Annotated in this window: 20 protein-coding genes, 1 tRNA gene and 2 pseudogenes; 16 read left to right on the forward strand and 7 right to left on the reverse strand. The window is 66.8% G+C overall.

Annotated elements, in window-relative coordinates; translation table 11 throughout:
• Together KXD97_RS21815 and KXD97_RS21820 are read right to left on the reverse strand one after the other, a co-directional pair.
• Window positions 1-1,200, reverse strand: coding sequence for a lipid-transfer protein (locus KXD97_RS21815; protein ID WP_260752328.1), 1,200 nt, complete (start codon window positions 1,198-1,200; stop codon window positions 1-3).
• A complete protein-coding gene (locus KXD97_RS21820; RefSeq protein ID WP_260752330.1) occupies window positions 1,197-1,658 on the reverse strand; it encodes a Zn-ribbon domain-containing OB-fold protein in 462 nt (153 codons plus the stop codon). Before KXD97_RS21820 ends, KXD97_RS21815 begins: the two co-directional genes overlap by 4 nt.
• Before the next feature lie 154 nt (window positions 1,659-1,812).
• Between KXD97_RS21820 and polA the strand changes: the two genes are divergently transcribed.
• Both polA and KXD97_RS21830 read left to right on the forward strand, forming a co-directional pair.
• On the forward strand, window positions 1,813-4,548 hold the full coding sequence (gene polA, locus KXD97_RS21825) for a DNA polymerase I (RefSeq protein WP_260752333.1): 2,736 nt from the start codon (window positions 1,813-1,815) through the stop codon (window positions 4,546-4,548).
• A gap of 83 nt (window positions 4,549-4,631) precedes the next feature.
• Window positions 4,632-5,441, forward strand: a complete 810-nt coding sequence (locus KXD97_RS21830; protein ID WP_260752336.1) for an acyl-CoA thioesterase II — start codon at window positions 4,632-4,634, stop codon at window positions 5,439-5,441.
• On the opposite strand, the gene KXD97_RS21835 is transcribed toward KXD97_RS21830, so the two are convergent.
• A complete protein-coding gene (locus KXD97_RS21835; protein WP_260752337.1) occupies window positions 5,438-6,640 on the reverse strand; it encodes a PrsW family intramembrane metalloprotease in 1,203 nt (400 codons plus the stop codon). The genes KXD97_RS21830 and KXD97_RS21835 overlap by 4 nt on opposite strands.
• Window positions 6,641-6,792: 152 nt before the next feature.
• On the opposite strand from KXD97_RS21835, the gene rpsA reads away from it, so the two are divergent.
• From rpsA to KXD97_RS21855, 4 genes and pseudogenes are all read left to right on the forward strand, one after another.
• Entirely contained in the window at window positions 6,793-8,232 is a 1,440-nt protein-coding gene (rpsA, locus tag KXD97_RS21840) for a 30S ribosomal protein S1 (RefSeq protein WP_260752338.1), read from the forward strand.
• A 116-nt stretch (window positions 8,233-8,348) separates the two neighbouring features.
• Window positions 8,349-9,572, forward strand: coding sequence for a zinc metallochaperone AztD (gene aztD / locus KXD97_RS21845; protein WP_260752339.1), 1,224 nt, complete (start codon window positions 8,349-8,351; stop codon window positions 9,570-9,572).
• Window positions 9,573-9,597: 25 nt separating this feature from the next.
• On the forward strand, window positions 9,598-10,815 hold the full coding sequence (gene coaE, locus KXD97_RS21850) for a dephospho-CoA kinase (protein ID WP_260752346.1): 1,218 nt from the start codon (window positions 9,598-9,600) through the stop codon (window positions 10,813-10,815).
• A 46-nt stretch (window positions 10,816-10,861) separates the two neighbouring features.
• Window positions 10,862-11,735, forward strand: a pseudogene (locus KXD97_RS21855) (IS5 family transposase).
• A gap of 10 nt (window positions 11,736-11,745) precedes the next feature.
• Here the strand turns inward: KXD97_RS21855 and KXD97_RS21860 are convergent.
• Both KXD97_RS21860 and KXD97_RS21865 read right to left on the reverse strand, forming a co-directional pair.
• A complete protein-coding gene (locus KXD97_RS21860) occupies window positions 11,746-12,270 on the reverse strand; it encodes a hypothetical protein (RefSeq protein ID WP_260752347.1) in 525 nt (174 codons plus the stop codon).
• Window positions 12,271-12,356: 86 nt separating this feature from the next.
• Window positions 12,357-12,863, reverse strand: a complete 507-nt coding sequence (locus tag KXD97_RS21865; protein WP_260758103.1) for a DUF402 domain-containing protein — start codon at window positions 12,861-12,863, stop codon at window positions 12,357-12,359.
• An 82-nt stretch (window positions 12,864-12,945) separates the two neighbouring features.
• Here KXD97_RS21865 and uvrB point away from each other — a divergent pair, with 82 nt between their 5' ends.
• The 9 genes and pseudogenes from uvrB to KXD97_RS21915 all read left to right on the forward strand — a co-directional run bounded on the left by uvrB (window position 12,946) and on the right by KXD97_RS21915 (window position 20,512).
• Window positions 12,946-15,105 (forward strand): excinuclease ABC subunit UvrB, encoded by a 2,160-nt coding sequence (gene uvrB / locus KXD97_RS21870; RefSeq protein WP_260752348.1) that lies wholly within the window; start codon window positions 12,946-12,948, stop codon window positions 15,103-15,105.
• A gap of 39 nt (window positions 15,106-15,144) precedes the next feature.
• Window positions 15,145-16,547, forward strand: a pseudogene (locus KXD97_RS21875) (MFS transporter).
• 48 nt (window positions 16,548-16,595) lie between these two features.
• A tRNA-Cys gene (locus KXD97_RS21880) sits at window positions 16,596-16,666 on the forward strand.
• Between the two features lie 62 nt (window positions 16,667-16,728).
• Window positions 16,729-17,289, forward strand: a complete 561-nt coding sequence (locus tag KXD97_RS21885) for a TetR/AcrR family transcriptional regulator (RefSeq protein WP_260752351.1) — start codon at window positions 16,729-16,731, stop codon at window positions 17,287-17,289.
• Window positions 17,289-17,615, forward strand: a complete 327-nt coding sequence (locus KXD97_RS21890) for a multidrug efflux SMR transporter (RefSeq protein WP_260752360.1) — start codon at window positions 17,289-17,291, stop codon at window positions 17,613-17,615. Before KXD97_RS21885 ends, KXD97_RS21890 begins: the two co-directional genes overlap by 1 nt.
• Window positions 17,615-17,935, forward strand: a complete 321-nt coding sequence (locus KXD97_RS21895; RefSeq protein ID WP_260752361.1) for a multidrug efflux SMR transporter — start codon at window positions 17,615-17,617, stop codon at window positions 17,933-17,935. Before KXD97_RS21890 ends, KXD97_RS21895 begins: the two co-directional genes overlap by 1 nt.
• Window positions 17,936-18,064: 129 nt before the next feature.
• Entirely contained in the window at window positions 18,065-18,742 is a 678-nt protein-coding gene (locus KXD97_RS21900) for a cutinase family protein (protein ID WP_260752362.1), read from the forward strand.
• A gap of 162 nt (window positions 18,743-18,904) precedes the next feature.
• Complete coding sequence (locus tag KXD97_RS33175) at window positions 18,905-19,864, forward strand: hypothetical protein (RefSeq protein WP_313901320.1); 960 nt, start codon at window positions 18,905-18,907, stop codon at window positions 19,862-19,864.
• Window positions 19,865-20,068: 204 nt separating this feature from the next.
• Window positions 20,069-20,512, forward strand: a complete 444-nt coding sequence (locus KXD97_RS21915; RefSeq protein ID WP_260752366.1) for a universal stress protein — start codon at window positions 20,069-20,071, stop codon at window positions 20,510-20,512.
• 84 nt (window positions 20,513-20,596) lie between these two features.
• Here the strand turns inward: KXD97_RS21915 and KXD97_RS21920 are convergent, their stop codons facing one another.
• Complete coding sequence (locus KXD97_RS21920; protein ID WP_260752367.1) at window positions 20,597-21,481, reverse strand: fructose bisphosphate aldolase; 885 nt, start codon at window positions 21,479-21,481, stop codon at window positions 20,597-20,599.
• A gap of 34 nt (window positions 21,482-21,515) precedes the next feature.
• Complete coding sequence (locus KXD97_RS21925) at window positions 21,516-22,193, reverse strand: MBL fold metallo-hydrolase (RefSeq protein ID WP_260752368.1); 678 nt, start codon at window positions 22,191-22,193, stop codon at window positions 21,516-21,518.
• Between the two features lie 167 nt (window positions 22,194-22,360).
• Here KXD97_RS21925 and uvrA point away from each other — a divergent pair, with 167 nt between their 5' ends.
• The gene (uvrA, locus tag KXD97_RS21930) at window positions 22,361-25,276 is read left to right on the forward strand and encodes an excinuclease ABC subunit UvrA (RefSeq protein WP_260752370.1); all 2,916 of its coding nucleotides are present in this window, start codon (window positions 22,361-22,363) and stop codon (window positions 25,274-25,276) included.
• The last annotated feature ends 2 nt before the right edge of the window (window positions 25,277-25,278 follow it).

Consider the following 25,278-nt stretch of genomic DNA (forward strand, 5'->3'; position numbering starts at 1 on the left):
TTAGGTGGCGAGGATGACTGAGGAGCCGTGGCCGAAGAGGCCTTGGTTGGCGGTGATGCCGACGGTGGCGCCTTCGACTTGGCGGCCGGTGGCTTGGCCTTTGAGTTGCCAGGTCAGTTCGCAGATTTGGGCGATGGCTTGGGCGGGGATGGCTTCGCCGAAGGAGGCCAGCCCGCCGGAGGGGTTGACCGGGATGTGTCCGCCGATGGTGGTGGCGCCGGTGCGTAGGAGGTGTTCGGCCTCACCTTTGGCGCACAGGCCGAGGTGTTCGTACCAGTCCAGTTCCAGCGCGGTGGACAGGTCGTAAACCTCGGCCAGACTCAGGTCTTCGGGGCCGATGCCGGCTTCGGCGTAGGCGGCGTCGAGGATCTGGTCTTTGAACACCCGCTCGGGTCCGGGGACCACGGCGGTGGAATCGGTGGCGATGTCGGGCAGCTCGGGCAGGTGCTGGGGGTATTGGGGGGATTGCAGGCTGATCGCGCGCACCGAGGGGACTCCCTCGACCGAACCCAGGTGTTTTTCGGCGAAGGCTTTGGAGGCCACGATGAGGGCGGCGGCGCCGTCGCTGGTGGCGCAGATGTCGAGCAGGCGCAGCGGGTCGGACACCACCGGGGAGGCCAGCACATCGTCGACGGTGGCTTCTTTGCGGTAGCGGGCGTTGGGGTTGGCCAGGCCGTGGCGGGCGTTTTTGACTTTGACCGCGGCGAAGTCTTGCACGGTGGCGCCGTAGAGGTCCATGCGGCGCCGTGCCAGCAGGGCGAAGTAGACGGTGTTGGTGGCCCCGATCAGGTGGAAGCGTTGCCAGTCGGGGTCGTTTTTGCGTTCCCCGCCGACGGGGGCGAAGAAACCTTTGGGGGTGGTGTCGGCGCCGATGACCAGGGCGACCTCGCACAGTCCGGCCAGAATGTGGGCGCGCGCGGACTGCAGGGCTTGCGAGCCCGAGGCGCAGGCGGCGTAGCTGGAGGTGATCGGGATGCCGTTCCAGCCCAGTTTCTGGGCGAAGGTGGCCCCGGCGACGAAGCCGGGGTAGCCGTTGCGGATGGTGTCGGCGCCGGCGACGAGTTGGATCTGGCGCCAGTCCAAGCCGGCTTCGGCCAGGGCGGCGCGCGCGGCCACGACCCCGTATTCGGTGAAGTCGCGTCCCCATTTGCCCCAGGGGTGCATTCCCGCACCCAGGATGTAGACCGGTTCCGGGCTCATCGGGCCTGACCTTCCGTGGTTGTCTCGGCGATTTTCCAGGCGTGCACGATGCGTTGCACCCCGTCGTCGTCGACATACAAAGGCATCGTGGTCAGTTCCATCTCCATGCCCACTGTCAGGTCGGCGGCCAGGGTGCCCTCGATGACCTTGCCCAACACGATCAGCCCTTCGGCGGCCAGTTCGACCGCCGCGACGGCGAAGGGCTCGAACGGATCCGGGGACGGATACGGCGGCGGCGGGGCATACCGGTTCTCGGTGTAGCTCCACAACCGGCCCCGCCGCGACAACGGCACCTGGGCCAGCTCATCACCCTCACACCCGGGATTCGGGCAATTATCGGCCCGCGGCGGGAACACAAACGTCCCGCACAGATGACACTTACCACCGATCAGATACGGATCCCCCGACCCATCCGTGGCGAACCACCCGTCGATCGCAGGTTGCGTAGAAGCTGACACGCGGGTCAGCGTACCGAGTCCGGCCGGGAAACTGAAACGTGTTCCAGTTTGGTGTCGTCCGGTCAGTTCCCGGCGGCGCGTCCGCTCAACGAGCGGGCCGGCGCGATGATTGCGGCGACGGGCGCAGCTGCTGTCGGCCCAGATGCCTAGAGTGATGTCCGTGAGCCCTGCCAAGACTGCATCGGAGACCAGAGCCGGTAAACCGGAGGCCGGCGCCAAGCCCACCCTGATGCTGCTGGACGGCAACTCGCTGGCCTTCCGGGCGTTCTACGCGCTGCCCGCCGAGAACTTCAAGACCCAGGGCGGGTTGACCACCAACGCGGTGTACGGGTTTACCGCCATGCTGATCAACCTGCTGCGCGACGAGCAGCCCAGCCACATCGCAGCCGCGTTCGACGTGTCCCGGCAGACGTTCCGCAAGGACAAATACCCGGACTACAAAGAGGGCCGCTCGGCCACGCCCGACGAATTCCGCGGCCAGATCGACATCACCAAAGAGGTGCTCGGCGCGCTGGGAATCACGGTGCTGGCCGAGCCCGGTTTCGAGGCCGACGACATCATCGCGACGCTGGCGACGCAGGCCCAGAGCGAAGGGCACCGCGTCCTGGTGGTCACCGGCGACCGCGACGCGCTGCAACTGGTCAGCGACGACGTCACGGTGTTGTACCCGCGCAAGGGCGTCAGCGAGTTGACGCGGTTCTCCCCCGAGGCCGTCCAGGAGAAGTACGGGCTGAGCCCCGCGCAGTACCCGGACTTCGCGGCGCTGCGCGGCGACCCGAGCGACAACCTTCCCGGCATTCCCGGGGTCGGCGAGAAGACGGCGACGAAATGGATCGCCGAGTACGGCTCGTTGCAGTCGCTGGTCGACAACGTCGACAAGGTCAAGGGCAAGGTCGGCGACGCGCTGCGCGCGCACCTGTCCAGCGTCGTGCTCAACCGCGAGCTCACCGAGCTGGTCAAGGACGTGCCGCTGGCGCAGACCCCCGACACGCTGCGCATGCAGCCTTGGAACCGCGACCAGATTCACCGCCTGTTCGACGACCTCGAGTTCCGTGTCCTACGCGACCGGCTCTTCGATACGCTGGCCTCGGCCGATCCCGAGGTCGACGAGGGGTTCGAGGTCCGCGGTGAGGCGCTGGAACCCGGCACGCTGGCCGGCTGGCTGACCGACCACAGCGACGGCCGGCGCTTCGGACTGGCCGTGGTCGGCAACCACCTCGCCTTCGACAGCGACGCGACCGCGCTGGCGATCGTCGCCTCAGGCGGCGACGGGCGCTACATCGACACCGCCCGTCTCGATCCCGAGGACGAGAAGGCGCTGGCGTCCTGGTTGGCTGATCCAGAAGTGCCGAAGGCGCTGCACGAGGCCAAGCTTGCGATGCACGACCTGCAGGGGCGGGGCTGGACGTTGGCCGGGGTCACCTCCGACACCGCGCTGGCCGCGTACCTGGTTCGTCCCGGGCAGCGCAGTTTCGCCCTCGACGATCTGTCGCTGCGCTACCTCAAACGTGAACTGCGTGCGGACAACCCTGAGCAACAACAGCTTTCGCTTCTCGACGACGGTGACGGTGTCGACGACCAGGCTGTGCAGACCTTGCTGCTGCGTGCCAGCGCGGTGACCGACCTCGCCGATGCGCTCGACGAGGAACTCGCGCGCATCGACTCCACAGCGCTGCTGGGCAACATGGAGCTGCCGGTGCAGCGGGTGCTGGCAGAGCTCGAGACCGCGGGCATCGCCGTCGATCTGGAGATGCTGTCGGGGCTGCAAAGTGAGTTCGCGGCCCAGATCCGCGACGCTGCCGAGGCGGCCTATGCCGTGATCGGCAAGCAGATCAACCTGGGCTCACCGAAGCAGCTGCAGGTCGTGCTGTTCGACGAGCTGGAGATGCCGAAGACGAAGCGGACCAAGACCGGTTACACCACGGACGCGGACGCGCTGCAGTCGCTGTTCGACAAGACCGGGCATCCTTTCCTGCAGCATCTGCTGGCTCACCGCGACGCGACCCGACTGAAGGTCACCGTCGACGGGCTGCTCAACGCGGTCGCCTCCGACGGCCGGATTCACACCACGTTCAACCAGACGATCGCAGCCACCGGGCGGTTGTCCTCGACGGAACCGAACCTGCAGAACATCCCGATCCGCACCGAGGCGGGGCGCCGGATCCGGGACGCGTTTGTGGTCGGCAAGGGCTACGGCGAGTTGATGACTGCCGACTACAGCCAGATCGAAATGCGGATCATGGCTCACCTCTCCCGGGACGAAGGTCTCATCAAGGCGTTCAACACCGGCGAGGATCTGCACTCGTTCGTCGCCTCCCGGGCGTTCTCGGTGCCGATCGACGAGGTCACCGCCGAGTTGCGGCGCCGGGTCAAGGCAATGTCCTACGGACTGGCCTACGGGCTGAGCGCCTACGGGCTCTCACAGCAGCTCAAGATCTCCACCGAAGAGGCCAAGGAACAGATGGAGCAGTACTTCGCCCGGTTCGGCGGGGTGCGGGACTACCTGCGCGACGTGGTGGACCAGGCCCGCAAGGATGGCTACACCTCGACCGTGTTCGGCCGTCGGCGCTATCTGCCCGAGCTCGACAGCAGCAACCGGCAGGTGCGTGAGGCCGCCGAACGCGCTGCGCTCAACGCGCCCATCCAGGGCAGCGCCGCCGACATCATCAAGGTCGCGATGATCAACGTGGACCGGGCGATCAAAGACGCAGGTCTGTCGTCACGCATGCTGCTGCAGGTGCACGACGAGCTTCTGTTCGAGGTTGCCGACGGCGAGCGCGACCAGCTCGACGCGCTGGTGCGCGAGCAGATGGGCAGCGCCTATCAGCTCGACGTGCCGTTGGAGGTGTCCGTCGGCTACGGCCGCAGCTGGGATTCCGCGGCGCATTAGCCGGACCCGTGCGGTCGACGCGGCTTCCGCTTAGGCTACGGCATTATGTAGGGTCGCATACATAATTGGAGGAAGGATCGTGCATGCCGAAACACTCGTTCGACGCGGCGATCGAACTCGAACCCACCGAGTCCAGGGGAGTGCTGCGCGGACACACCAGCCCGGATTGGGCTAACATGGTCGGCCCGTTCGGCGGGGTGACCGCCGCCGCGCTGCTGCGTGCCGTCCAATTGCAGCCCGACCGCGCCGGTGACCCCGTCGCGTTGACGGTGAACTTTGTGGCGCCTGTGCTCGACGGTGAATTCGACATCGCCACCAAGCCGGTGCGCACCAACCGCACCAATCAGCACTGGCTGATCGAGTTGTCGCAGGAAGGTTCGATCAGGACCAACGCCACCGCGGTGTTCGGGTTCCGCCGAGACACCTGGTCGGACACCGAGCGACAGCCACCTTCGGCGCCCGCCCCGGAGGACATCGTGCCGACCGGTCTGCCCGAGATGGTGGTGTGGGCCGGCAATTACGACATGCGCTACGTCGAGGGCGCCGTCCCCAGGCCGGACGGCGGGCCGGTGGACTCGTCGACCACCACGTTGTGGGCGAGGGACCGGCAGGGGCGCGCTGTGGACTTCCCGTCCCTGGCCGCGCTCAGCGACATCTTCTACCCGCGGGTGTTCCTGCGTCGCGGCGCGCTGTGTCCGGCCGGAACCATCTCGTTGACCACCTATTTCCATGTCGACGCGGATGAACTGTCCGCGGTCGACGGCGAATTCGTGCTGTGCCGGTCCCGTGCGAACCGGTTCGCGCGCGGCTACTTCGACCAGTCGGGCGAGATCTGGAGCAGGTCGGGCGACCTGCTGGTCACCACCCACCAGGTCGTCTACTTCAAGACCTAGGAAGACCTAGGCCATTGCGGCGCGTGGGTTCGGAAACCCGCCATCCGCTGTAGCGCCGGGGACGCCGACCTGGCGGCATGCACGGCATGGGTGTCCTCGTACAGCAGGGTCGTCACCCGGTCGTCGCCGAAGCCGCGATCGATGCGATCGCGGACGAAAGCCAGTCCGGCGACTTCGTGGGCGAACCGCTTGACCGACTTACCGGCCTCCTTTCCGCCGAAGCGGGTGGCCTCGGCGACGGCCTGCTTGCGGGTCCGCATCGACCCCAACCATGTGGCCTCGTTCGGCGTGACGACGCCCGCGGAAACCATCCCGGGGAGCTTCTCGGTGACGATGCGCTGCTCTCGACGCCGGCTGTTGACCGCCAGGGCGATCGCAAGTGCGAATACCGGCATCATCCAGAACACGTACGTCCCGAAGTACGCGCCGGTGCCCAGCAGCGACGAGCCATTCCACATCGCATGCAGCGCGACCGCCCCCGCGTAACCCAGCAGGATGCAGCCGGCCTTTCCGGCGCCGCTGCGTCGCTGCAGCGCGAACCAGACGCCGAGCGCGAACAGCGTGGTGAACAGCGAATGCGCGAACGGCGCCATGACCAGCCGCAGCGCCGCGGTCACCAGAGAGTCCGCCAGCGACTCACCGTTGGCGATGTAGAGAATGTCTTCCAGCCAGGCGAAGCCGGCCCCGACCAGCCCGGCGTACACCAGGCAGTCGGTCAGCGAATTCATCTCGTTGCGCCTGGCGCCGGTCATCATCAGCAGCAGGAACAGTCCCTTGGCGGCCTCCTCGGTCACCGGTGCGCCGATGACCAGCGTGAATGGGCTGACGCCGGTCGCGTCGGGATCCACCGCGGGATTGAGCCACGCGTCCAGAAAGACCTGCAGGAGCGCCGAGACGACGACCGCCACCGACGTGCCCCAGATGAACGCCAGCAGAAGTAGTCGCGGTGGCTCAGGCTCGAAGCGGTCCAGCCACAGATAGGCCAGCACCACCACGGCCATCGCCAGGCTGGACAGCACGAACCCGATCGCGGTCCCGACCGGGTTGGCCAGCGTCAGCAGGATGACGATCAGCCCCGCCAGGGTGCCCAGCGCGATGAGCAGGCCCAACGGTGCGCCGACCGTGCGGACTCGACGCGCGAACGGCGCTCCGAGATGACGGAATCGGTGAGGCCCCCCAGGAGCGCCGGCGTACGCCACGACAGCAGGGTAGCGGGTCAGGGGAGGCGGGTTTGTCCTGCATGGACCCAGTCGAGTAGCCTCGACGTGTACCTGTGTGTGCGATTCGCGGGTGCCGCCAACAAAACACTCATCTGTCCCTACGATTAAACCTGTCCGGAGCAACCCACCACATGCCAAGTCCCTCCGTCACTTCCCCGCAGGTAGCCGTCAACGACATCGGCTCCGCGGAAGACTTCCTCGCCGCCATCGACAAGACCATCAAGTACTTCAACGATGGCGACATCGTCGAAGGGACCATCGTCAAGGTGGACCGCGACGAGGTCCTGCTCGACATCGGTTACAAGACTGAAGGCGTCATCCCTTCCCGTGAGCTGTCCATCAAGCACGACGTCGACCCCAATGAGGTTGTGTCCGTCGGCGACGAGGTCGAAGCTCTGGTCCTCACCAAGGAGGACAAGGAAGGCCGCCTGATCCTGTCCAAGAAGCGCGCTCAGTACGAGCGGGCCTGGGGCACCATCGAAGAGCTCAAGGAAAAGGACGAGGCCGTCAAGGGCACCGTCATCGAGGTCGTCAAGGGCGGCCTGATCCTCGACATCGGCCTGCGCGGCTTCCTGCCCGCCTCGCTGGTGGAGATGCGTCGCGTCCGCGATCTGCAGCCGTACATCGGCAAGGAGATCGAGGCAAAGATCATCGAGCTCGACAAGAACCGCAACAACGTGGTGCTGTCCCGCCGCGCCTGGCTGGAGCAGACCCAGTCCGAGGTGCGCAGCGAGTTCCTCAATCAGCTGACCAAGGGCGCCATCCGCAAGGGTGTGGTGTCCTCGATCGTCAACTTCGGCGCGTTCGTCGATCTCGGCGGTGTCGACGGTCTGGTGCACGTCTCCGAGCTGTCCTGGAAGCACATCGACCACCCGTCCGAGGTCGTCCAGGTGGGCGACGAGGTCACCGTCGAGGTGCTCGACGTCGACATGGATCGGGAGCGGGTTTCGTTGTCGCTCAAGGCGACCCAGGAAGACCCGTGGCGTCACTTCGCCCGCACCCACGCGATCGGTCAGATCGTTCCGGGCAAGGTCACCAAGTTGGTGCCGTTCGGTGCGTTCGTCCGCGTCGAGGAGGGCATCGAAGGCCTGGTGCACATCTCGGAGCTGTCCGAGCGTCACGTCGAGGTGCCCGACCAGGTGGTCCAGGTCGGCGACGACGCGATGGTCAAGGTCATCGACATCGACCTGGAGCGTCGCCGGATCTCGCTGAGCCTCAAGCAGGCCAACGAGGACTACTCCGACGAGTTCGAGGCCTGGAAGTACGGCATGGCCGACAGCTACGACGACCAGGGCAACTACATCTTCCCCGAGGGCTTCGACGCCGACACCAACGAGTGGCTCGAAGGCTTCGAGAAGCAGCGTGACGAGTGGGAGGCGCGGTACGCCGAGGCCGAGCGCCGCCACAAGATGCACACCGCGCAGATGGAGAAGTTCGCCGCTGCCGAGGCCGCCGAGGCCGCCAAGCCGGTCGCCAACGGATCGTCGCGGTCCGAGGAGTCGACGGGTGGCTCGCTGGCCAGCGATGCTCAGCTCGCCGCCCTGCGGGAGAAGCTCGCAGGCAACGCCTGACAATTCCGATCGAAGGCCCCGGCTCCGTGGAGTCGGGGCCTTCGTCGTCTCCGGATCCGACAGGTGCACGTATCGCTTTTTGACAATGATTTTCATTAACGTGTTGGATCGTGCCCATGACGACAACCCGACTGTTCGCTGTCCTGTCCGCGGCCCTTCTCGGTGCCGGCTGCGCCACGCCGGAGAGTGCGCCGCCCATCGAGCAGTCCGAATCGCGCGTTCCGGCCGCACAGACCGAGGAGTCGTCACCGACGCCGCGCCTGGCGTTGAGCTATGACGGGGGAGTGCTGGTTCTCGACGCGGCCACGCTGCAGCAGATCGCCGACATCCCGCTGGACGGGTTCGTCCGGCTCAACGCCGCCGCCAACGGACGCCACGTCCTGGTCTCCCAGGCCGACGGCTTCGCGGTGCTCGACATGGGGACCTGGACGGACGCGCACGGTGATCACGGGCACCACTACACCGCCGAACCCGCGTTGACCGACCTGCGGTTCGGCGGTGACGAGCCCGGCCACGTCGTCGCGCACGACGACCGGCTGACCCTGTTCAGCGACGGCACCGGGGCCGTCGACGTGGTTGACCCGCACGCGCTGCTCGACGGCGACGGGGACGCCGAAAATGTGCTGACGACAAGTCCGCATCACGGAGTCGCGGTGGCGCGACAGGACGGCACCGTGGTCGTCAGCGTCGGTGACGAGCGCGGGCGCACCGGCCTGGAGACCCTCGACGCGGCGGGAACCCGGATCGCCGCGACCGATGAGTGCCCGGGTCTGCACGGCGAGGCGGCGGCGGCCGGCGGAGTGCTGACGTTCGGCTGCGAGGACGGCCTGCTCATCGTGCGCGGCAACGACATTCAGAAGGTCTCCAGCCCAGATCCCTACGGCCGCATCGGAAACCAGGCCGGCAGCGAGGAATCCCCGGTCGTTCTCGGTGACTACAAGACCGAGCCCGAAGCCGACATCGAACGGCCGCAACGGTTCACGCTGACCGACACCGCGACGGGCTCGTTGCGCGTGATCCCGCTGGAGGCCAGCTACAGCTTCCGTTCCCTGGACCGCGGCCCCGAAGGGGAGGCCGTGATCCTGGGCACCGATGGTGCCCTGCATGTGTTCGATCCGGTCAGTGCGCAGCGCATCGGGTACTTCCCGGCGATCGGGGCGTGGACCGAGCCCGACGAGTGGCAGTCTCCGATGCCGAACCTGCACGTCCAGGACGGCGTGGCCTACGTCAGCGATCCGCACGCACGGCGTCTGGTCGCAATCGACCTCGCGAACGGTTCGGTGGTCGCCGATACCGCGCTGAGCCACCGGCCGGTCGAGCTGACGGGGGTCGAAGGCTGACGGCACGGCCTGACACACTGATGCAGTGCTGCGCATTGGGTTGACCGGAGGAATCGGGGCGGGCAAGTCGACGGTGTCGGCGACGTTCAGCGAGCTCGGCGGGATCGTCGTGGACGGCGACGTGATCGCCCGCGAGGTGGTCGAACCGGGGACCCCCGGCCTGGCCAAATTGGTCGACGCGTTCGGCGAGCAGATCCTGCTGCCCGACGGCGCATTGAACCGGCCGGCGCTGGCGGCGATCGCGTTCAGCGACCAGGACAAGCGGGCCACGCTGAATGGGATCGTGCATCCCCTTGTGGGGCAACGCCGTTCGGAGCTGATCGAGGCCGCCGCGCACGATGCCGTGATCGTCGAGGACATCCCCCTGCTGGTCGAATCGCAGATGGCGCCGATGTTCCCGCTGGTGGTGATCGTGCACGCCGACGAGGACGTGCGGGTCAAACGCCTGATCGAGTACCGCAATTTCTCCGAGGAGGACGCCCGGGCGCGCATCGCGGCACAGGCCACCGAAGAACAGCGCCGCGTCGTGGCCGACGTCTGGCTGGACAACTCGGGCAGCGCCGGCGAACTCGTGGAGAAGGCCCGCGCGTTGTGGCATGAGCGCATCCAGCCGTTCGCCCGCAACCTCGAGGCGGGCACCCCGGCGTCATCGGCGCCGCAGCTGGTCCCGGCCGACCCGCAGTGGCCGGCGCAGGCGCAACGGATCCTGGCCCGGTTGCGGACCGCTTGCGGTCACCGCGCCTCGCGGGTGGACCACATCGGCTCGACCGCGGTACCAGGCCTGGACGCCAGGGACGTGATCGACGTGCAGGTGACCGTGCCGTCTCTGGAGGTCGCCGACGAACTCGCCGAGGCGATGCGGGGCGCCGGGTATGTGCCCACCTCGGTCACCTCCGATGTCGGCAAGCCCGACGGGCGCAGCACCGTGGCCGAATTCGACCACTCCGACAGCGCCGACCGGTGGGGCAAGCGGTTGTACTGCTCGGCCGACCCGGGACGCCCGACCAACGTGCACGTGCGGGTGGACGGCTGGCCCAACCAGCAGTTCGCGCTGCTGTTCGTCGATTGGCTGAAAGCCAACCCCGCTGCTCAGTCCGAGTACCTCGAACTCAAGCAGGGCGTCACCGCGCGGGAGCATCCGACCACGGGGGCCTACGCCGACGCGAAGGAGCCGTGGTTCCTCGACAATTACCGCCGGGCCTGGGAGTGGGCGCAGGCCACCGGCTGGCGGCCGTCGGGCTAGGGCGTGTCTGCTTAATGTGAACGATGTTGTGCCTGATGCTGTTTAAGTGTTACGGACTGATGTGATTTCTGATGACTTGTGGTCGGTGATTGAGCCGGTACTGCCTTCGGGTCGACGGCGCGGGCGGCCGTGGAACGATCATCGGGTGACGCTGGAAGGAATTATCTGGCGTTACCGGACTGGATCTCCGTGGCGCGATCTGCCCGCGCAGTTCGGCGCCTGGCAGTCGGTGGCTGAACGTCACCTGCGGTGGTCCACCGACGGCACCTACGCGCAGATCTTCGCAGCGATCTCCCGTGACATCGATGTCGATGACGCTGACGCTGAGCTGGTCGAACTGCTGCTGGCGGTGGATTCGACCAGCGTGCGTGTACATCAGCATGCCGCTGGTGCCCGCCCTGGTCGCCACACAGGGGGATCTGTCGAATTACAACAAACACCCCGATGAGCCCGATGACCATGCCATCGGCCGTTCACGCGGCGGGCTGACAACGAAGATCCACGCGCTGGCCGATCAACGCTGCAGCGCGGTCACCATGGCACTGTCGCCGGGGCAAGCCGGCGACAACCCGATGCTGTGGCCACTGCTGACTGCCCATCAGGGCCCAAAGTTTCGGCTACTCGCCGATAAGGCGTACTCCCATGACTCGACCCGAGCCCGACTGCGCCAGCTCAAAATCGCCCACACCATTCCCGAGCGCAGCGACCAGATCGCCCGCCGAAAGAGCCGGGGAAGCAAAGGCGGACGGCCACCGGCGTTCTCCGGGCGAATCTATAAGCACCGCAACACCGTCGAGCGATCCTTCAACCGCTTCAAGCACTGGCGAGGTATCGCCACCCGATACGACAAATACGCGCTGAGCTACCTCGGGGGCGTCACCCTAGCTGCGATCATCATCTATCACCGCGTCCGCAATTAACAGACACTACCTAGGGAGCGTCCGCAACCGCCGGCTCGGCGGGCGCAGGCGACCCGCCATCGATCGGAAGGTTCAACGGTGCACCGCACTGCAGGACCCCGTAGAGCGGATCGTCTTTCGGCCGGAACAGTCGCGGCGCGATGAACTGATCGGCCTTCGCCACGATCTGATCGTCCACGAGGATCTCGCAGTGCAGGTTCGATCCGTACGGCCACTCGATCGACAGCTCCATGCCCGCCTTTGCGGGATCGGCGAGCACGGCGTTGATCTCGAAGGTCTGGCCGGGCAGCAGCGTGGGCTGCGCGCTGTTGACGTTCTCGTCGTCCATCCGGTACGCGACCACCGCGCCCCGAGAGGTGCCGTCGGCGCGGGCCCGGTAGAGGACGTTGTGAAGCACCTCCGGCTCGGCCGGGGCCGGCTGGATCTCGGTGGCGGGGTCCTGCGGTTGAGCCGAGGCGACCGGGGCCGCCAGCACGGCGGCCACCAGGGCGGCGGCGGTCGTAACAGCGGTCCGCGTGCGCGGGGCGGCAACCATGAAACGAGAGATTACCGTCCGTCTTTGCTCGGTCGCATACACAGTCATGGCCATCGGAATCAAGATCGCAGGCGCACCCGCGACCGTTACAGACCGCGCCAGGTCAACGGCATCCCGAGCCCGGACAACCACCGGTCGAGGTCGTAGTCGTGTCGGGCCAGCGCCTCGACGGTGGTGACCGCCGTGCGGATCGCACGTTCGCCGGCCTGCCGGTCGAGCAGCCCTTCGGCGAGTGCGGTGGCCAACTCGTCGATGTCGCTGACCTGCACGTCCTGTCCGGTGCGCACCACGAGGTCGACATAGTGGTCTGTCCCCTCCCAGCAGGTCGGGCCCGGGCGGTAGACGCCGACATCGAGATAGAAGTCCTGATCACGCTCGTGCCCCGGGTTGAAATGGAACACCGTCACCCGCAGATCGAGGGTGGGCAGCATCCACGACTCCAGGTAGTGGAACTGAGCACGCCCGGGTGCCGGCCGGGCCATGTACAGCCCCCACGGCCGAACGGTGTACCGCTCGACCGCCCGGACGATGCCCTTGGGGTCGGTGTTGGTGCCGGCCGCAAGGTCGAAGGTCTCGTGCTTGGGAGGGTGGATGCCGACCAGGATAAGCGCAGCCGGCTGCTGGTCGCGTGCTGCAGGAACAGAACGTGTCGGTATCAGGTTCTACCCTGGTGAAATGGCTTTTGCGACCGAACACCCAGTGCTTGCGCACTCGGAGTACCGCCCCGTGGACGAGATCGTCCGCACCGGCAGGCGCTTCGAGGTGGTCAGCGAATACGAGCCCGCCGGCGATCAGCCCGCCGCCATCGACGAGCTGGAACGCCGCATCCGGGCGGGGGAGAAGGACGTGGTGCTGCTGGGCGCCACCGGCACCGGTAAGTCGGCGACCACCGCCTGGCTCATCGAACGGCTTCAGCGTCCCACCCTGGTGATGGCGCCGAACAAGACGCTGGCCGCGCAGCTGGCCAACGAGTTGCGGGAGATGCTGCCCAACAACGCCGTCGAGTACTTCGTCTCCTACTACGACTACTACCAACCCGAGGCGTACATCGCGCAGACCGACACCTACATCGAGAAGGACAGCTCGATCAACGACGACGTGGAGCGCCTACGCCACTCGGCGACGTCGAACCTGCTGTCCCGCCGCGACGTGGTGGTGGTCGCGTCGGTCTCGTGCATCTACGGTCTGGGCACCCCGCAGTCCTATCTGGACCGCTCGGTCGAGCTCAAGGTCGGCGACGAGGTGCCGCGCGACGACCTGCTGCGGCTGCTGGTCGACGTGCAGTACACCCGCAACGACATGGCGTTCACCCGCGGTACCTTCCGGGTCCGGGGCGACACCGTCGAGATCATCCCGTCCTACGAAGAGCTCGCGGTGCGCATCGAGTTTTTCGGCGACGAGATCGAAGAGCTGTACTACCTGCACCCGCTCACCGGCGACATCATCCGCAAGGTCGACTCGCTGCGGATCTTCCCGGCCACCCACTACGTCGCCGGACCCGAGCGCATGGCCCAGGCCATCGCAAGCATCGAACAGGAACTCGAGGAGCGCCTGGCCGAGCTGGAGGGGCAGGGCAAGCTGCTGGAGGCCCAGCGGCTGCGGATGCGCACCAATTACGACGTCGAGATGATGCGCCAGGTCGGCTTTTGTTCGGGCATCGAGAACTACTCGCGGCACATTGACGGCCGCGGTCCGGGCACCGCGCCCGCCACGTTGATCGACTACTTCCCCGAGGACTTCCTCCTCGTCATCGACGAGTCCCATGTGACCGTGCCGCAGATCGGCGGCATGTACGAGGGCGACATGTCCCGCAAGCGCAACCTCGTGGACTTCGGATTCCGGCTGCCGTCGGCGGTGGACAACCGTCCGCTGACCTGGGAGGAGTTCGCCGACCGGATCGGTCAGACCGTGTACCTGTCGGCGACGCCCGGTTCCTACGAGCTCAGCCAGGCCGACGGTGAGTTCGTCGAGCAGGTCATCCGTCCGACCGGGTTGGTCGACCCCCAGGTCATCGTCAAGCCGACCAAGGGCCAGATCGACGACCTGATCGGTGAGATCCGCAAGCGGACCGAACGTGACGAGCGCGTGCTCGTGACGACACTGACCAAGAAGATGGCCGAGGACCTGACGGACTATCTGCTGGAGATGGGGATCCGCGTTCGCTACCTGCACTCGGAGGTCGACACCCTGCGTCGGGTGGAGCTGCTGCGTCAGCTGCGCCTCGGTGAGTACGACGTGCTGGTCGGCATCAACCTGTTGCGAGAGGGTCTCGACCTGCCGGAGGTGTCCCTGGTGGCGATCCTCGATGCCGACAAGGAGGGGTTCCTGCGGTCGCCGCGCAGCCTGATCCAGACCATCGGTCGTGCGGCGCGAAATGTCTCCGGCGAGGTGCACATGTACGCCGACAAGGTGACCGATTCGATGAAGCAGGCCATCGACGAGACCGAGCGCCGCCGCGCCAAGCAGATCGCCTACAACACCGAGCACGGCATCGATCCGAAGCCGTTGCGCAAGAAGATCGCCGACATCCTTGACCAGGTGTACCGGGAGGCCGACGATACCGAGGCGGTGGAGGTCGGTGGCTCCGGCCGCAACGCGTCACGGGGCCGGCGCGCGCCCGGTGAACCGGGCCGTGCGGTGAGCGCCGGGGTGATCGAGGGCCGCGACACCTCCAACATGCCGCGCGCCGAGCTCGCCGACCTGATCAAGGATCTGACCGCGCAGATGATGGCCGCGGCACGAGACCTGCAGTTCGAGTTGGCGGCCCGCATCCGTGACGAGATCGCCGACCTGAAGAAGGAACTCCGTGGCATGGACGCCGCGGGTCTCAAATGACTTGATCTCAACCGCTGTTGAGGTCCTACGGTCGAGACCGTGACCGAGACCGAAACCGTGGCCGCAAACAGCTGGCGTGAACTGCTCGGCCCCAAGAACCTCGGTGCCTCGACGGTGCTCGCCGGTGGTGTTGCGTTGTACGCCACCAATGAGTTCCTGACCATCAGCCTGATGCCCAGTGCGGTGGCCGACATCGGCGGTTACCGGTTCTACGCGTGGGTGACGACGGTGTACCTGGTCGGGTCGGTGATGGCGGCGGCCACCGTGCATCCGGTGCTGATGCGTGTGGGGCCGCGGTCGGCCTACCTGCTGGGCCTGACCGTGTTCGGGCTCGGCAGCCTCGGATGCGCTGCCGCGCCGGCCATGGAGTGGCTGCTCGTCGGACGCACCGTGCAGGGCGCCGCGGGCGGCCTGCTGGCCGGCCTCGGGTACGCGGTGATCAACACGGTGTTGCCGCGCGCGCTGTGGACCAAAGCGTCGGCACTCGTATCGGCGATGTGGGGGGTGGGCACGCTGGCCGGGCCGGCCGCCGGCGGCTTGTTCGCCCAATATGCTTCATGGCGTTGGGCTTTCGGTGTTCTGGTGGTGCTGACCACCGTGATGTCGGCGCTGGTGCCGCTGGCCCTGCCATCGCGTTCCGGCATCGCCGCGGCCGCTCGGCAGCCCTTCCGCGCGCCGCTGCAGTCGCTGATGCTGCTCGGTGCGGCCGCGCTGTCGGTCAGCGTTGCCGGGGTCGCGGACGATCCGCGGCTCACCGTGGCGTTGGTGGCCGTCGGTGTCGGCCTGGTGGTTGTGTTCGTCGTCATCGACAAGCGGGCCGGTGCTTCGGTGTTGCCGCCCAGTGCTTTCAAGCCGGGACCGCTGAAATGGATCTACCTGACGCTCGGCGCGCTGATGGCCGCGACGATGGTCGACATGTATGTGCCGCTGTTCGGTCAGCGGCTCGCGCATCTGACACCGGTGGCGGCCGGATTCCTGGGCGCCGGACTTGCGATCGGGTGGACGGCGAGCGAGATCGCCAGCGCTTCGCTGACGGGGCAGCGCACGATCCGGCGCACGGTCGCGGTCGCACCGCTGGTGATGGCCGCCGGACTGATGATCTGCGCGGTGATCCAACGCGGCGACACCGGGCCGGTGCTGGTCGCGATCTGGGCAGTGGGTCTGATGATCAGCGGGCGGGGGTGGGTATGGCGTGGCCGCATCTGTCGGCGTGGGCGATGAGCAAGGTGGACGATCCGGCCGAGGGGCCCGCGGCCGCGGCGGCGATCAACACCGTGCAGGTGATCTCGGCGGCGTTCGGTGCGGCGCTGGCCGGAGTCATTGCCAATCTGGCGAGCGCGGGCGACGCTGCCGCGGCGCGGTGGTTGTTCGGCGTCTTCGCCATGCTCGCCGCCGGCGCGACGGTGGCTTCGACCTTCAGTAGTCGCTCACGATCACGCTGATCCGAACTGTTCCCGCACCGACAGCGCACTGCGACACTCGTATTCAGTGCGGGTGTGGCTGAGTGGCTAGGCACCGGCCTGCAAAGCCGTTTACACGGGTTCGAATCCCGTCACTCGCTCGCATGAAGTATCCGTGGTCACCCGCCGGTTTACTTTACCAACCGGACGGTAAAGTAAACCGGTGACTTCGACCCCTCCGGTCCGCGGGCGCCCATCGTCGCTGACGAGCATCCTCGACACCGCCCGCGACCTGCTCGACGCCGGCACCCCGGTTTCCTTCGACTCCGTGGCGCAGGCGTGCGGGCTGACCAAGCCGGGACTGCTGTACCACTTTCCGACGAAGTCCGCGCTGATGGAGGCGTTGGTCGACCACATCGTGGACTCCCAGGAGCGGCAATTGGCCCATTGCCTCGACGTTCCACTCGACGCGGCGTCGCCGCGGCAACGCCTGAGCGCCTACCTGCGGTGGGCGCTGCTGACCCGGCATCGGCGGTCGGACCTGGTGATGCTCAGCGACCCGAAGACGGCCGACCGCATGCTCGCCCGCTGGACCGAGCGTTTTCACCCTTGGGTGCACGTCCCGTCCGGTCTGCCGCCGCAGGAGCGCGCCCGCCTGCATGCGGCGAGGATGCTCGCCGACGGTGCGTGGCTGTCCGATTCGTCCGCCACCTTCCCGCTCGCTGAACACGAACGGCCGCAGGTGCTTTCGCTGGCGCTTGAGTTGCTGGGGGAGAAGGCCTGATGACATGGCTGTACCTGGGACTGGCCATCGGCAGTGAGGTCGCGGCGACGCTGTCGCTCAAAGGGTCGGCCACCGCACCGGCGCTCTACATCGTCGTTGCGCTCGGCTACCTCGCGTCCTTCGTCTTTCTGGCGATTGTCCTCAAACGGGGGATGGGACTCGGTGTGGCGTACGCGATCTGGGGCGCCGCAGGTGTGGCGTTGACCGCGGTGCTGTCCGCGGTGCTCTTCGGCGAGGCACTCACGGCGGTCATGGGTGTCGGCCTGCTGTGCATCATCGGCGGCGTGGTGCTGGTCGAGACCGGCTCCCGGCATGAGGCGCAATGATGCAGTACCTCTTCCTGATCGCAGCCATCGCCAGCGAGGTCACCGGGACGCTCGCGTTGCGGGTCGCCGCCAGAGGGCGGTCGTCGTTCTACGCGATCGTGGCCGTCGGGTATGTGCTGGCCTTCACGCTGCTGTGGTTCTCGCTGCGCCACGGGATGCCCCTCGGTGTCGCCTACGGCATCTGGGCAGCGGCCGGGGTGGCGTTGACGGCGCTGGCGTCGAGATTGCTGTTCGATGAGCCGCTGAACCGGCGGATGATGGGCGGGATCGTACTCATCGCTGTCGGGGTGCTGCTGGTCGAGCTCGGATCCAGCCACTGAGCTGGGTGGCGCGATTATCCGCATGCTGACGGCAATGCACATTTTGTTGCAGCACGGAACGGCATCTATTGGATCACCGTTGCGTTGCCGTGTAGTTCAACTTTGCTAGAAGTGTGTCAGCGTTGTCGCGTGCGCGCATGCCAGGTGGTCCGATCGCTGTGTGTTGCGGTGGTGACGGCCTCGGCGCTGTCGGTCTCCACCGCGGCTGCTCCTGTTGCTGGGGCTGTGTCATGCCCTGATGTCGAGATCGTTTTCGCCCGCGGCACGAGTGACAAGCAGGGTTTCGGCCCGGTCGGGAGGGCGTTCGTCGATGCCGTGAAGAAGAAGCTGCTCGGGAAGAAGGTCTCGGCCTACGCGGTCAATTATCCGGCGAGCTGGAACTTCTCGAAGTCGACATCGGCCGGCGCGGTGGATGCCAACAAGCACGTGCAGTACGTGGCCGGCATGTGTCCCCAGACCAAGATCGTCCTCGGGGGGATGTCGCAGGGTGCCGGGGTCATCGACCTGATCACCATCGGTAACCGCAAGATCTGGTTCTTCACCCCCGCACCACTTCCCGACGCGATGGTCAACCACGTGGTCGCGGTTGCGGTGTTCGCCAACCCGTCTCGGGACCAGGCCATGCTCGGGCCGCTGACCGAGATCAGCCCGCAGTACGCGCACATGACGATCGACCTGTGCGCCGACGGAGACCCGTACTGCTCTCGTGGTAACAACATGTTTGCCCACTGGTCGTATCCGTGGAACGGAATGGTGAACGAGGCGGCGACTTTCGTCACGAATCGGGTTCTCGGCCGGGATTCGTGAGCGAATTTGCCGGATTTGCAACGGTTCTGGTCTGCGTAGATCGTCGGGTCACCATGCGAGGTCTGAGCGGTATCGGTTCGGTAACCGATCCGTCAATTGATCGTGATTCCCGCTAGGTTTTCACTACGGGTGGGGGCACCGTTGGAAGCACGAGGAAAGACGATGTCACCCATGGTCGACCGCATCGGCGTCGCTGCGCTCGCACTCAGCGTCATATGGCCGGCCATCTACTGCGCACCCGCTGCCGCCGAACCCAGCCCCGGCGTCCCGTGCCTGGAGATGGTGCAGCAGTTGGCCGCCGAACCGCCCAGCGTTCCCGAGACCCTCGACACCGCCGCCAACGCGCTGGGCAATGTTGTCCCCGAGGAGCCGCCGGCGATGCCGGCCATTCCCGTCGCCGATGTCGTGCACGGTGTCGCAGCGCTCGCGGCACCGGGTCCGCTGCCACCTCCGGTGGAGGCCGCTGCCGTCATTCACGCCGCGGCGGTGCCTGCGCCCCCCGCGGCCGCGTCCGTCCCCGTCGTGCCCGCGGTTCCCGTTGCGGCACCGCCGATTCCGGTAGTCGTCCCGCCGGCGGGGCCGCCGGTGGTGACTGCCGGTGCCCCACCGGTACCGCTCGCGGCGCCGGTGGAGTTGGCCGCGGTGGCGCCCGCGCCTGAGCCGGCGGCAGCCCTGCCGGTGGCTTCGGCGCCGGCGGTCGTCGAACCTGTTGCTGCAGCGCCACTTCCGGCCGTAGAGGCACCCGCTCCGGTATCGGCATCCGCCGAACCAGCAGTGCCACCGGCAATACCCGCGCCGGTTGCGGCGGCGCCGGCCGCCGACGCTGTGGTGCCCGCCGAATCGGCGCCGGTGCTGCATGCGGCGTCGGTACCCCCGGCGGCGCCCGGTCCCGTCGTCCCGGTCGTCCCGGTGCCCGCGGCGGCACCGGTGCCGGCGGCGCCTCTGGGTCTGCCGCCCGTGCCGTTGGGCGACGCGGTTCCTGCGTTGCCGCTGTTGCCCGCCACCCTGCCGGTCCCGCGTGACCTGGTCTGCGAGGGCACCGCGTGGTCGGCCGGTGCGCCACCGGGCGGCGAACCCGCACTGCAGGAGGTCGGGCCGAAGCGGAACCGCGAGCAATGGTGAGGCACGGCAATTCTCGTGGTGGCGCACTGTGTGATTGCTCGTCGTGTACCGGGCGTCACGTCACGTGCGTCGAGTGACGTTGCCTGCATGTGATGGAATGAAAACCGGGCAACTGCCATCGTTGTGTGGTGATTCGCACCCAGGTTCGCCTGCCAGCAGGCTACTGTCTCGGGTGGCGTTGCAACTGACCCTGGGAGGATATGGATGAGCGCCTATCAAACGGTGGTGGTTGGTACGGACGGATCTGATTCGTCGCTGCGTGCCGTGGACCGCGCCGGTCAGATCGCTGCCGGGGCGAACGCGAAGCTCATTGTCGCGACCGCCTACTTCCCTCAGAACGAGGACGCGCGCGCCGCGGACGTGCTCAAGGACGAGGGCTACAAGATGTCCGGCAACGCTCCGATCTACGCGATCCTGCGGGAGGCCCGCGACCGGGCCAAGGCCGCCGGTGCGCAGGACATCGAAGAGAAGGCGATCGTGGGAGCGCCGGTGGACGCGCTCGTCGATCTCGCCGAGGAGGTCAAGGCCGACCTGCTGGTCGTCGGCAACGTGGGCCTGAGCACGATCGCGGGCCGACTGCTCGGATCCGTTCCGGCCAACGTGGCGCGACGATCCAAGAGCGACGTGCTGATCGTGCACACCTCCTGACCTGGAACGAACGACTGATCTGGAACTAACGAGAAAGAACCCTGGGCCGGCACCGCCGGCCCAGGGTTCTTTTCATGTCGCAGATCAGGTGTTCGACGCCTTGGCGATCGCGGTGATGGCGGCGTCCAGCGCGGCGTTGAACTCGTCGTCGCTCTGCTGGGCGGTCAGCCCCTCGGTCAGCGCACGGGAGAAGCTGGCGATGACGCCCTGGTTGGCTGCGAGCTTGTCGCAGGCCTGATCCCGGTTGTAGCCGCCCGACAGCGCGACGACGCGCAGCACCTTCGGGTGCTCGACGAGCTCGCGGTAGAGATTGTCGACGTCCGGCAACGTCAGCTTCAGCATGACGGCCTGATCATCGCCCAGGCCGTCGAGCTCCTTGAGGATCGCGGCCTTCAGCTGTTCCTCGGCCTTGCCCTTCTCGGGGCTGTGGATGTCCACCTCCGGCTCGATGATCGGCACCAGGCCGGCGGCCAGGATCTGCCGTCCGATCTCGAACTGCTGCTTGACGACCTCCTCCAGGCCTGCGCCCGGGAGCTTGATCACCGACCGCATCTTGGTGCCGAAAACACCCTTGTCGCGGGCTCGGGCGAGCAGATCGTCAAGGCCGGGGATCGGCTTCATCACCTGAGCGCCGTCCTTCTCCTCAGCCAGGCCCTTGTCGACCTTCAGGAAGGGGACGATCTGCTTGACGTTCCACAGGTAGTCGGCGGTGTCGCGGCCTTCGATCTGCCGGTCCATGGTGTCCTCGAAAAGGATGGCCCCGAGGATCCGGTCACCGTCGAAGCTCGGGCTGGTGATGATGCGGGTCCGCATCTGGTGCACCAGATCGAACATCGCGGCGTCACCGGAGTATGCGTCCTCGGCGATGCCGTAGAGCTTGAGCGCCTTGGGCGTGCTGCCACCGCTCTGGTCGAGTGCGGCAATGAACCCGGCCCCCCGTTGGGCCTTGCTGAACTGATCGCTGCTCATGATCCCTTCCTGAACCTTCTTCTCGATACCGCGGTCACCAACCGCGCTCGCGCCATTCGCCCAGACGGGGGCGTTCGGTCCCGAGCGTCGTGTCGTCGCCGTGTCCTGGATACACCACGGTCTGATCACCGAAGACGTCGAACACGCGCTCGGTGACATCGCCGAGAAGCTGTTCGAAGTCGCCTTCCTTCCAGGTCTTGCCGACACCGCCGGGGAACAGGCAGTCACCGGTGAACAGGTGCACCCTGCCGTCGGTGGCCGGCCCGCTCAGCGCCAGAGCCACCGATCCGGGTGTGTGGCCGCGCAGATGGATGACGTCGAAGTTCAATTGCCCAACGCTGAGGGTGTCGCCGCCGGACAGCAGTCGGTCCGGCTTCACCGGAAGCGGACCGGCGTCCAGGCTGTGCGCCGCCGTCGGAGCGTCGGTGCTGTCCACAATGTCCTTCAACGCCAGCCAGTGGTCCTGGTGCTGATGGCTGGTGACGATCAGCGACAGCGTCGGGGCGTGCTTGTCGATGAGCTCGAGCAGGATGCCCGCGTCGTTGGCGGCATCGATGAGTAACGTCTCACCGGTCTGGGAACAGGTGATCAGGTAGGCGTTGTTGTCCATAGGGCCCACCGACACCTTGATGATCGACGCGCCCGGAAGTGTGCGTCGCGCCGCTCGCTGGGGCTCGACGTGGCCCGTGTAGTTGTCGTCGACGACTGTCATGGGCACTCACGTTACTTCGTGCTCTCCGGGCGGCGGCGGCACCGTCGCAGAATGCGGCGGCGGCACCGTCGCAGAAGGCTTGTCGGTGGTCAGACCTAGCATGGTTCTGTACTGCGCCCACGCACGAAACAGGGCCGAGAGACATTTGAGTATCAGAAGGGGCATCGGTGGCTGACCGCCTAGTTGTCAAGGGTGCCCGGGAGCACAATCTGCGCGGAGTCGACCTCGACCTGCCGCGCGACGCCATGATCGTGTTCACCGGGCTGTCGGGGTCGGGCAAGTCGTCGCTGGCCTTCGACACGATCTTCGCCGAGGGCCAGCGGCGCTACGTCGAATCGCTGTCGGCGTACGCCCGCCAGTTCCTCGGGCAGATGGACAAACCCGATGTCGACTTCATCGAGGGTCTCTCCCCGGCGGTGTCGATCGACCAGAAGTCCACCAACCGCAACCCGCGTTCGACGGTCGGCACCATCACCGAGGTGTACGACTACCTGCGCCTGCTGTATGCCCGCGCGGGCACCCCGCACTGCCCGGTGTGTGGCGAGCGGATCGCCAAGCAGACCCCGCAGCAGATCGTCGACCAGGTCCTCGCGATGGACGAGGGACTCCGGTTCCAGGTGCTCGCGCCGGTGGTGCGCACCCGCAAGGGCGAGTTCGTGGACCTGTTCGACAAGCTCAACACGCAGGGCTACAGCAGGGTGCGGGTCGACGGGGTGGTCTATCCGCTGAGCGAGCCACCGAAGCTGAAGAAGCAGGAAAAACACGACATCGAAGTGGTGGTGGACCGACTGACGGTCAAGGCGAGCGCCAAGCAGCGCCTGACCGACTCGGTGGAGACCGCGCTGAACCTCGCAGACGGCATCGTCGTGCTGGAGTTCGTCGACCGCGACGACGATCACCCGCACCGCGAGCAGCGCTTCTCGGAGAAGCTGGCCTGCCCGAACGGACACCCGCTGGCCGTCGACGATCTCGAGCCCCGGTCGTTCTCGTTCAACTCGCCCTACGGCGCATGCCCAGAATGCCTGGGCCTCGGCATCCGCAAGGAGGTCGACCCTGACCTCGTGGTGCCCGATCCCGACCTGACCCTGGCCGAGGGGGCGATCGCGCCTTGGTCGATGGGCAACACCGCCGAGTACTTCACCCGGATGCTGTCCGGTTTGGGCGACCAACTTGGGTTCGACGTCAACACCCCCTGGAAGAAGCTGCCGGCCAAGGCGCGCCGGGCAATCCTGGAGGGCTGCGACGAACAGGTGCACGTCCGGTACAAGAACCGCTACGGACGCACCCGGTCGTACTACGCCGACTTCGAAGGCGTGATGGCGTTCCTGCACCGCCGCATGGAGCAGACCGACTCCGAGCAAACCAAGGAACGGCTCGAGGGTTTCATGCGTGACGTGCCGTGCCCGGAGTGCAACGGCACCCGCCTCAAACCGGAGATCCTCGCGGTGACGATGACCGCCGGGAAGTTCGGCCCGAAGTCCATCGCCGAGGTCGCCGAGCTGTCGATCGCCGAGTGCGCGGAGTTCCTCAACGCGCTGACCCTGGGGCGCCGAGAAGCCGCGATCGCCGGTCAGGTGCTCAAGGAGATCCAGTCCCGGCTCGGGTTCCTGCTCGACGTCGGGCTGGACTATCTGTCGCTGTCGCGCGCGGCGGGCACGCTTTCGGGCGGGGAGGCACAGCGCATCCGGCTGGCCACCCAGATCGGGTCAGGCCTGGTCGGCGTGCTCTACGTGCTCGACGAGCCTTCGATCGGTCTGCATCAGCGCGACAACCGCAGGCTGATCGACACTCTGGTCCGGCTGCGCGACCTGGGCAACACCCTGATCGTGGTGGAGCATGACCTCGACACCATCGCCCACGCCGACTGGGTGGTCGACATCGGGCCCGCGGCCGGCGAGCACGGCGGTCAGATCGTGCACAGCGGGCCCTACGAGGACCTACTGAAGAATCCGGATTCGATCACCGGTGCCTACCTGTCGGGCAAGGAACAGATCGAGGTGCCGGAGCTGCGCCGGGTGGTCGACAAGAAGCGCCAGCTCACCGTCGTCGGGGCGCGCGAACACAATCTGCGCGACATCGACGTGGCCTTCCCACTCGGAGTGCTCACCTCGGTGACGGGGGTGTCCGGATCGGGCAAGTCCACGCTGGTCAACGACATCCTGGCCTCGGTACTGGCCAACAAGCTCAACGGCGCCCGGCTGGTGCCGGGCCGGCACACCCGTATCAACGGACTCGACCACCTCGACAAGCTCGTCCGCGTCGACCAGTCTCCGATCGGGCGGACCCCGCGCTCCAACCCGGCGACCTACACCGGGGTGTTCGACAAGATCCGCACCCTGTTCGCCGCGACCACCGAAGCCAAGGTCCGCGGGTACCAGCCGGGCCGGTTCTCGTTCAACGTCAAGGGTGGCCGCTGTGAGGCATGCTCGGGCGACGGCACCATCAAGATCGAGATGAACTTCCTGCCCGACGTGTACGTCCCCTGCGAGGTGTGCCAGGGCGCTCGCTATAACCGCGAGACCCTGGAGGTGCACTACAAGGGCAAGACCATCGCCGAGGTGCTGGACATGTCGATCGAGGAGGCGGCCGAGTTCTTCGCGCCGATCAGTTCGATTCACAGGTACCTCAACACGCTGGTCGACGTCGGGCTGGGGTATGTCCGGCTGGGCCAACCCGCGCCCACGCTGTCTGGTGGCGAAGCCCAGCGCGTGAAGCTCGCCTCCGAACTGCAGAAACGTTCCACCGGCCGGACTATCTACATCCTCGACGAGCCGACCACGGGGCTGCACTTCGAGGACATCCGCAAGCTCTTGAAGGTGATCAACGGCCTGGTGGACAAGGGCAACACAGTGATCGTCATCGAGCACAATCTCGACGTGATCAAGACCTCCGACTGGGTCGTCGACATGGGGCCCGAAGGTGGTTCGGGTGGCGGCACCGTGGTCGCCACCGGCACGCCCGAGGATGTGGCCGCCAATCCGGACAGTTATACGGGGCATTTCCTGGCCGAGACGCTCGGGGTGGCTCGTCCCACGCTGAAGCCGAAGCCGAAGTCGCGCAACCGGAGCAAGGTCAGCGCCTGACC

Source organism: Mycobacterium sp. SMC-8, assembly GCF_025263565.1.
Taxonomy (GTDB): domain Bacteria; phylum Actinomycetota; class Actinomycetes; order Mycobacteriales; family Mycobacteriaceae; genus Mycobacterium.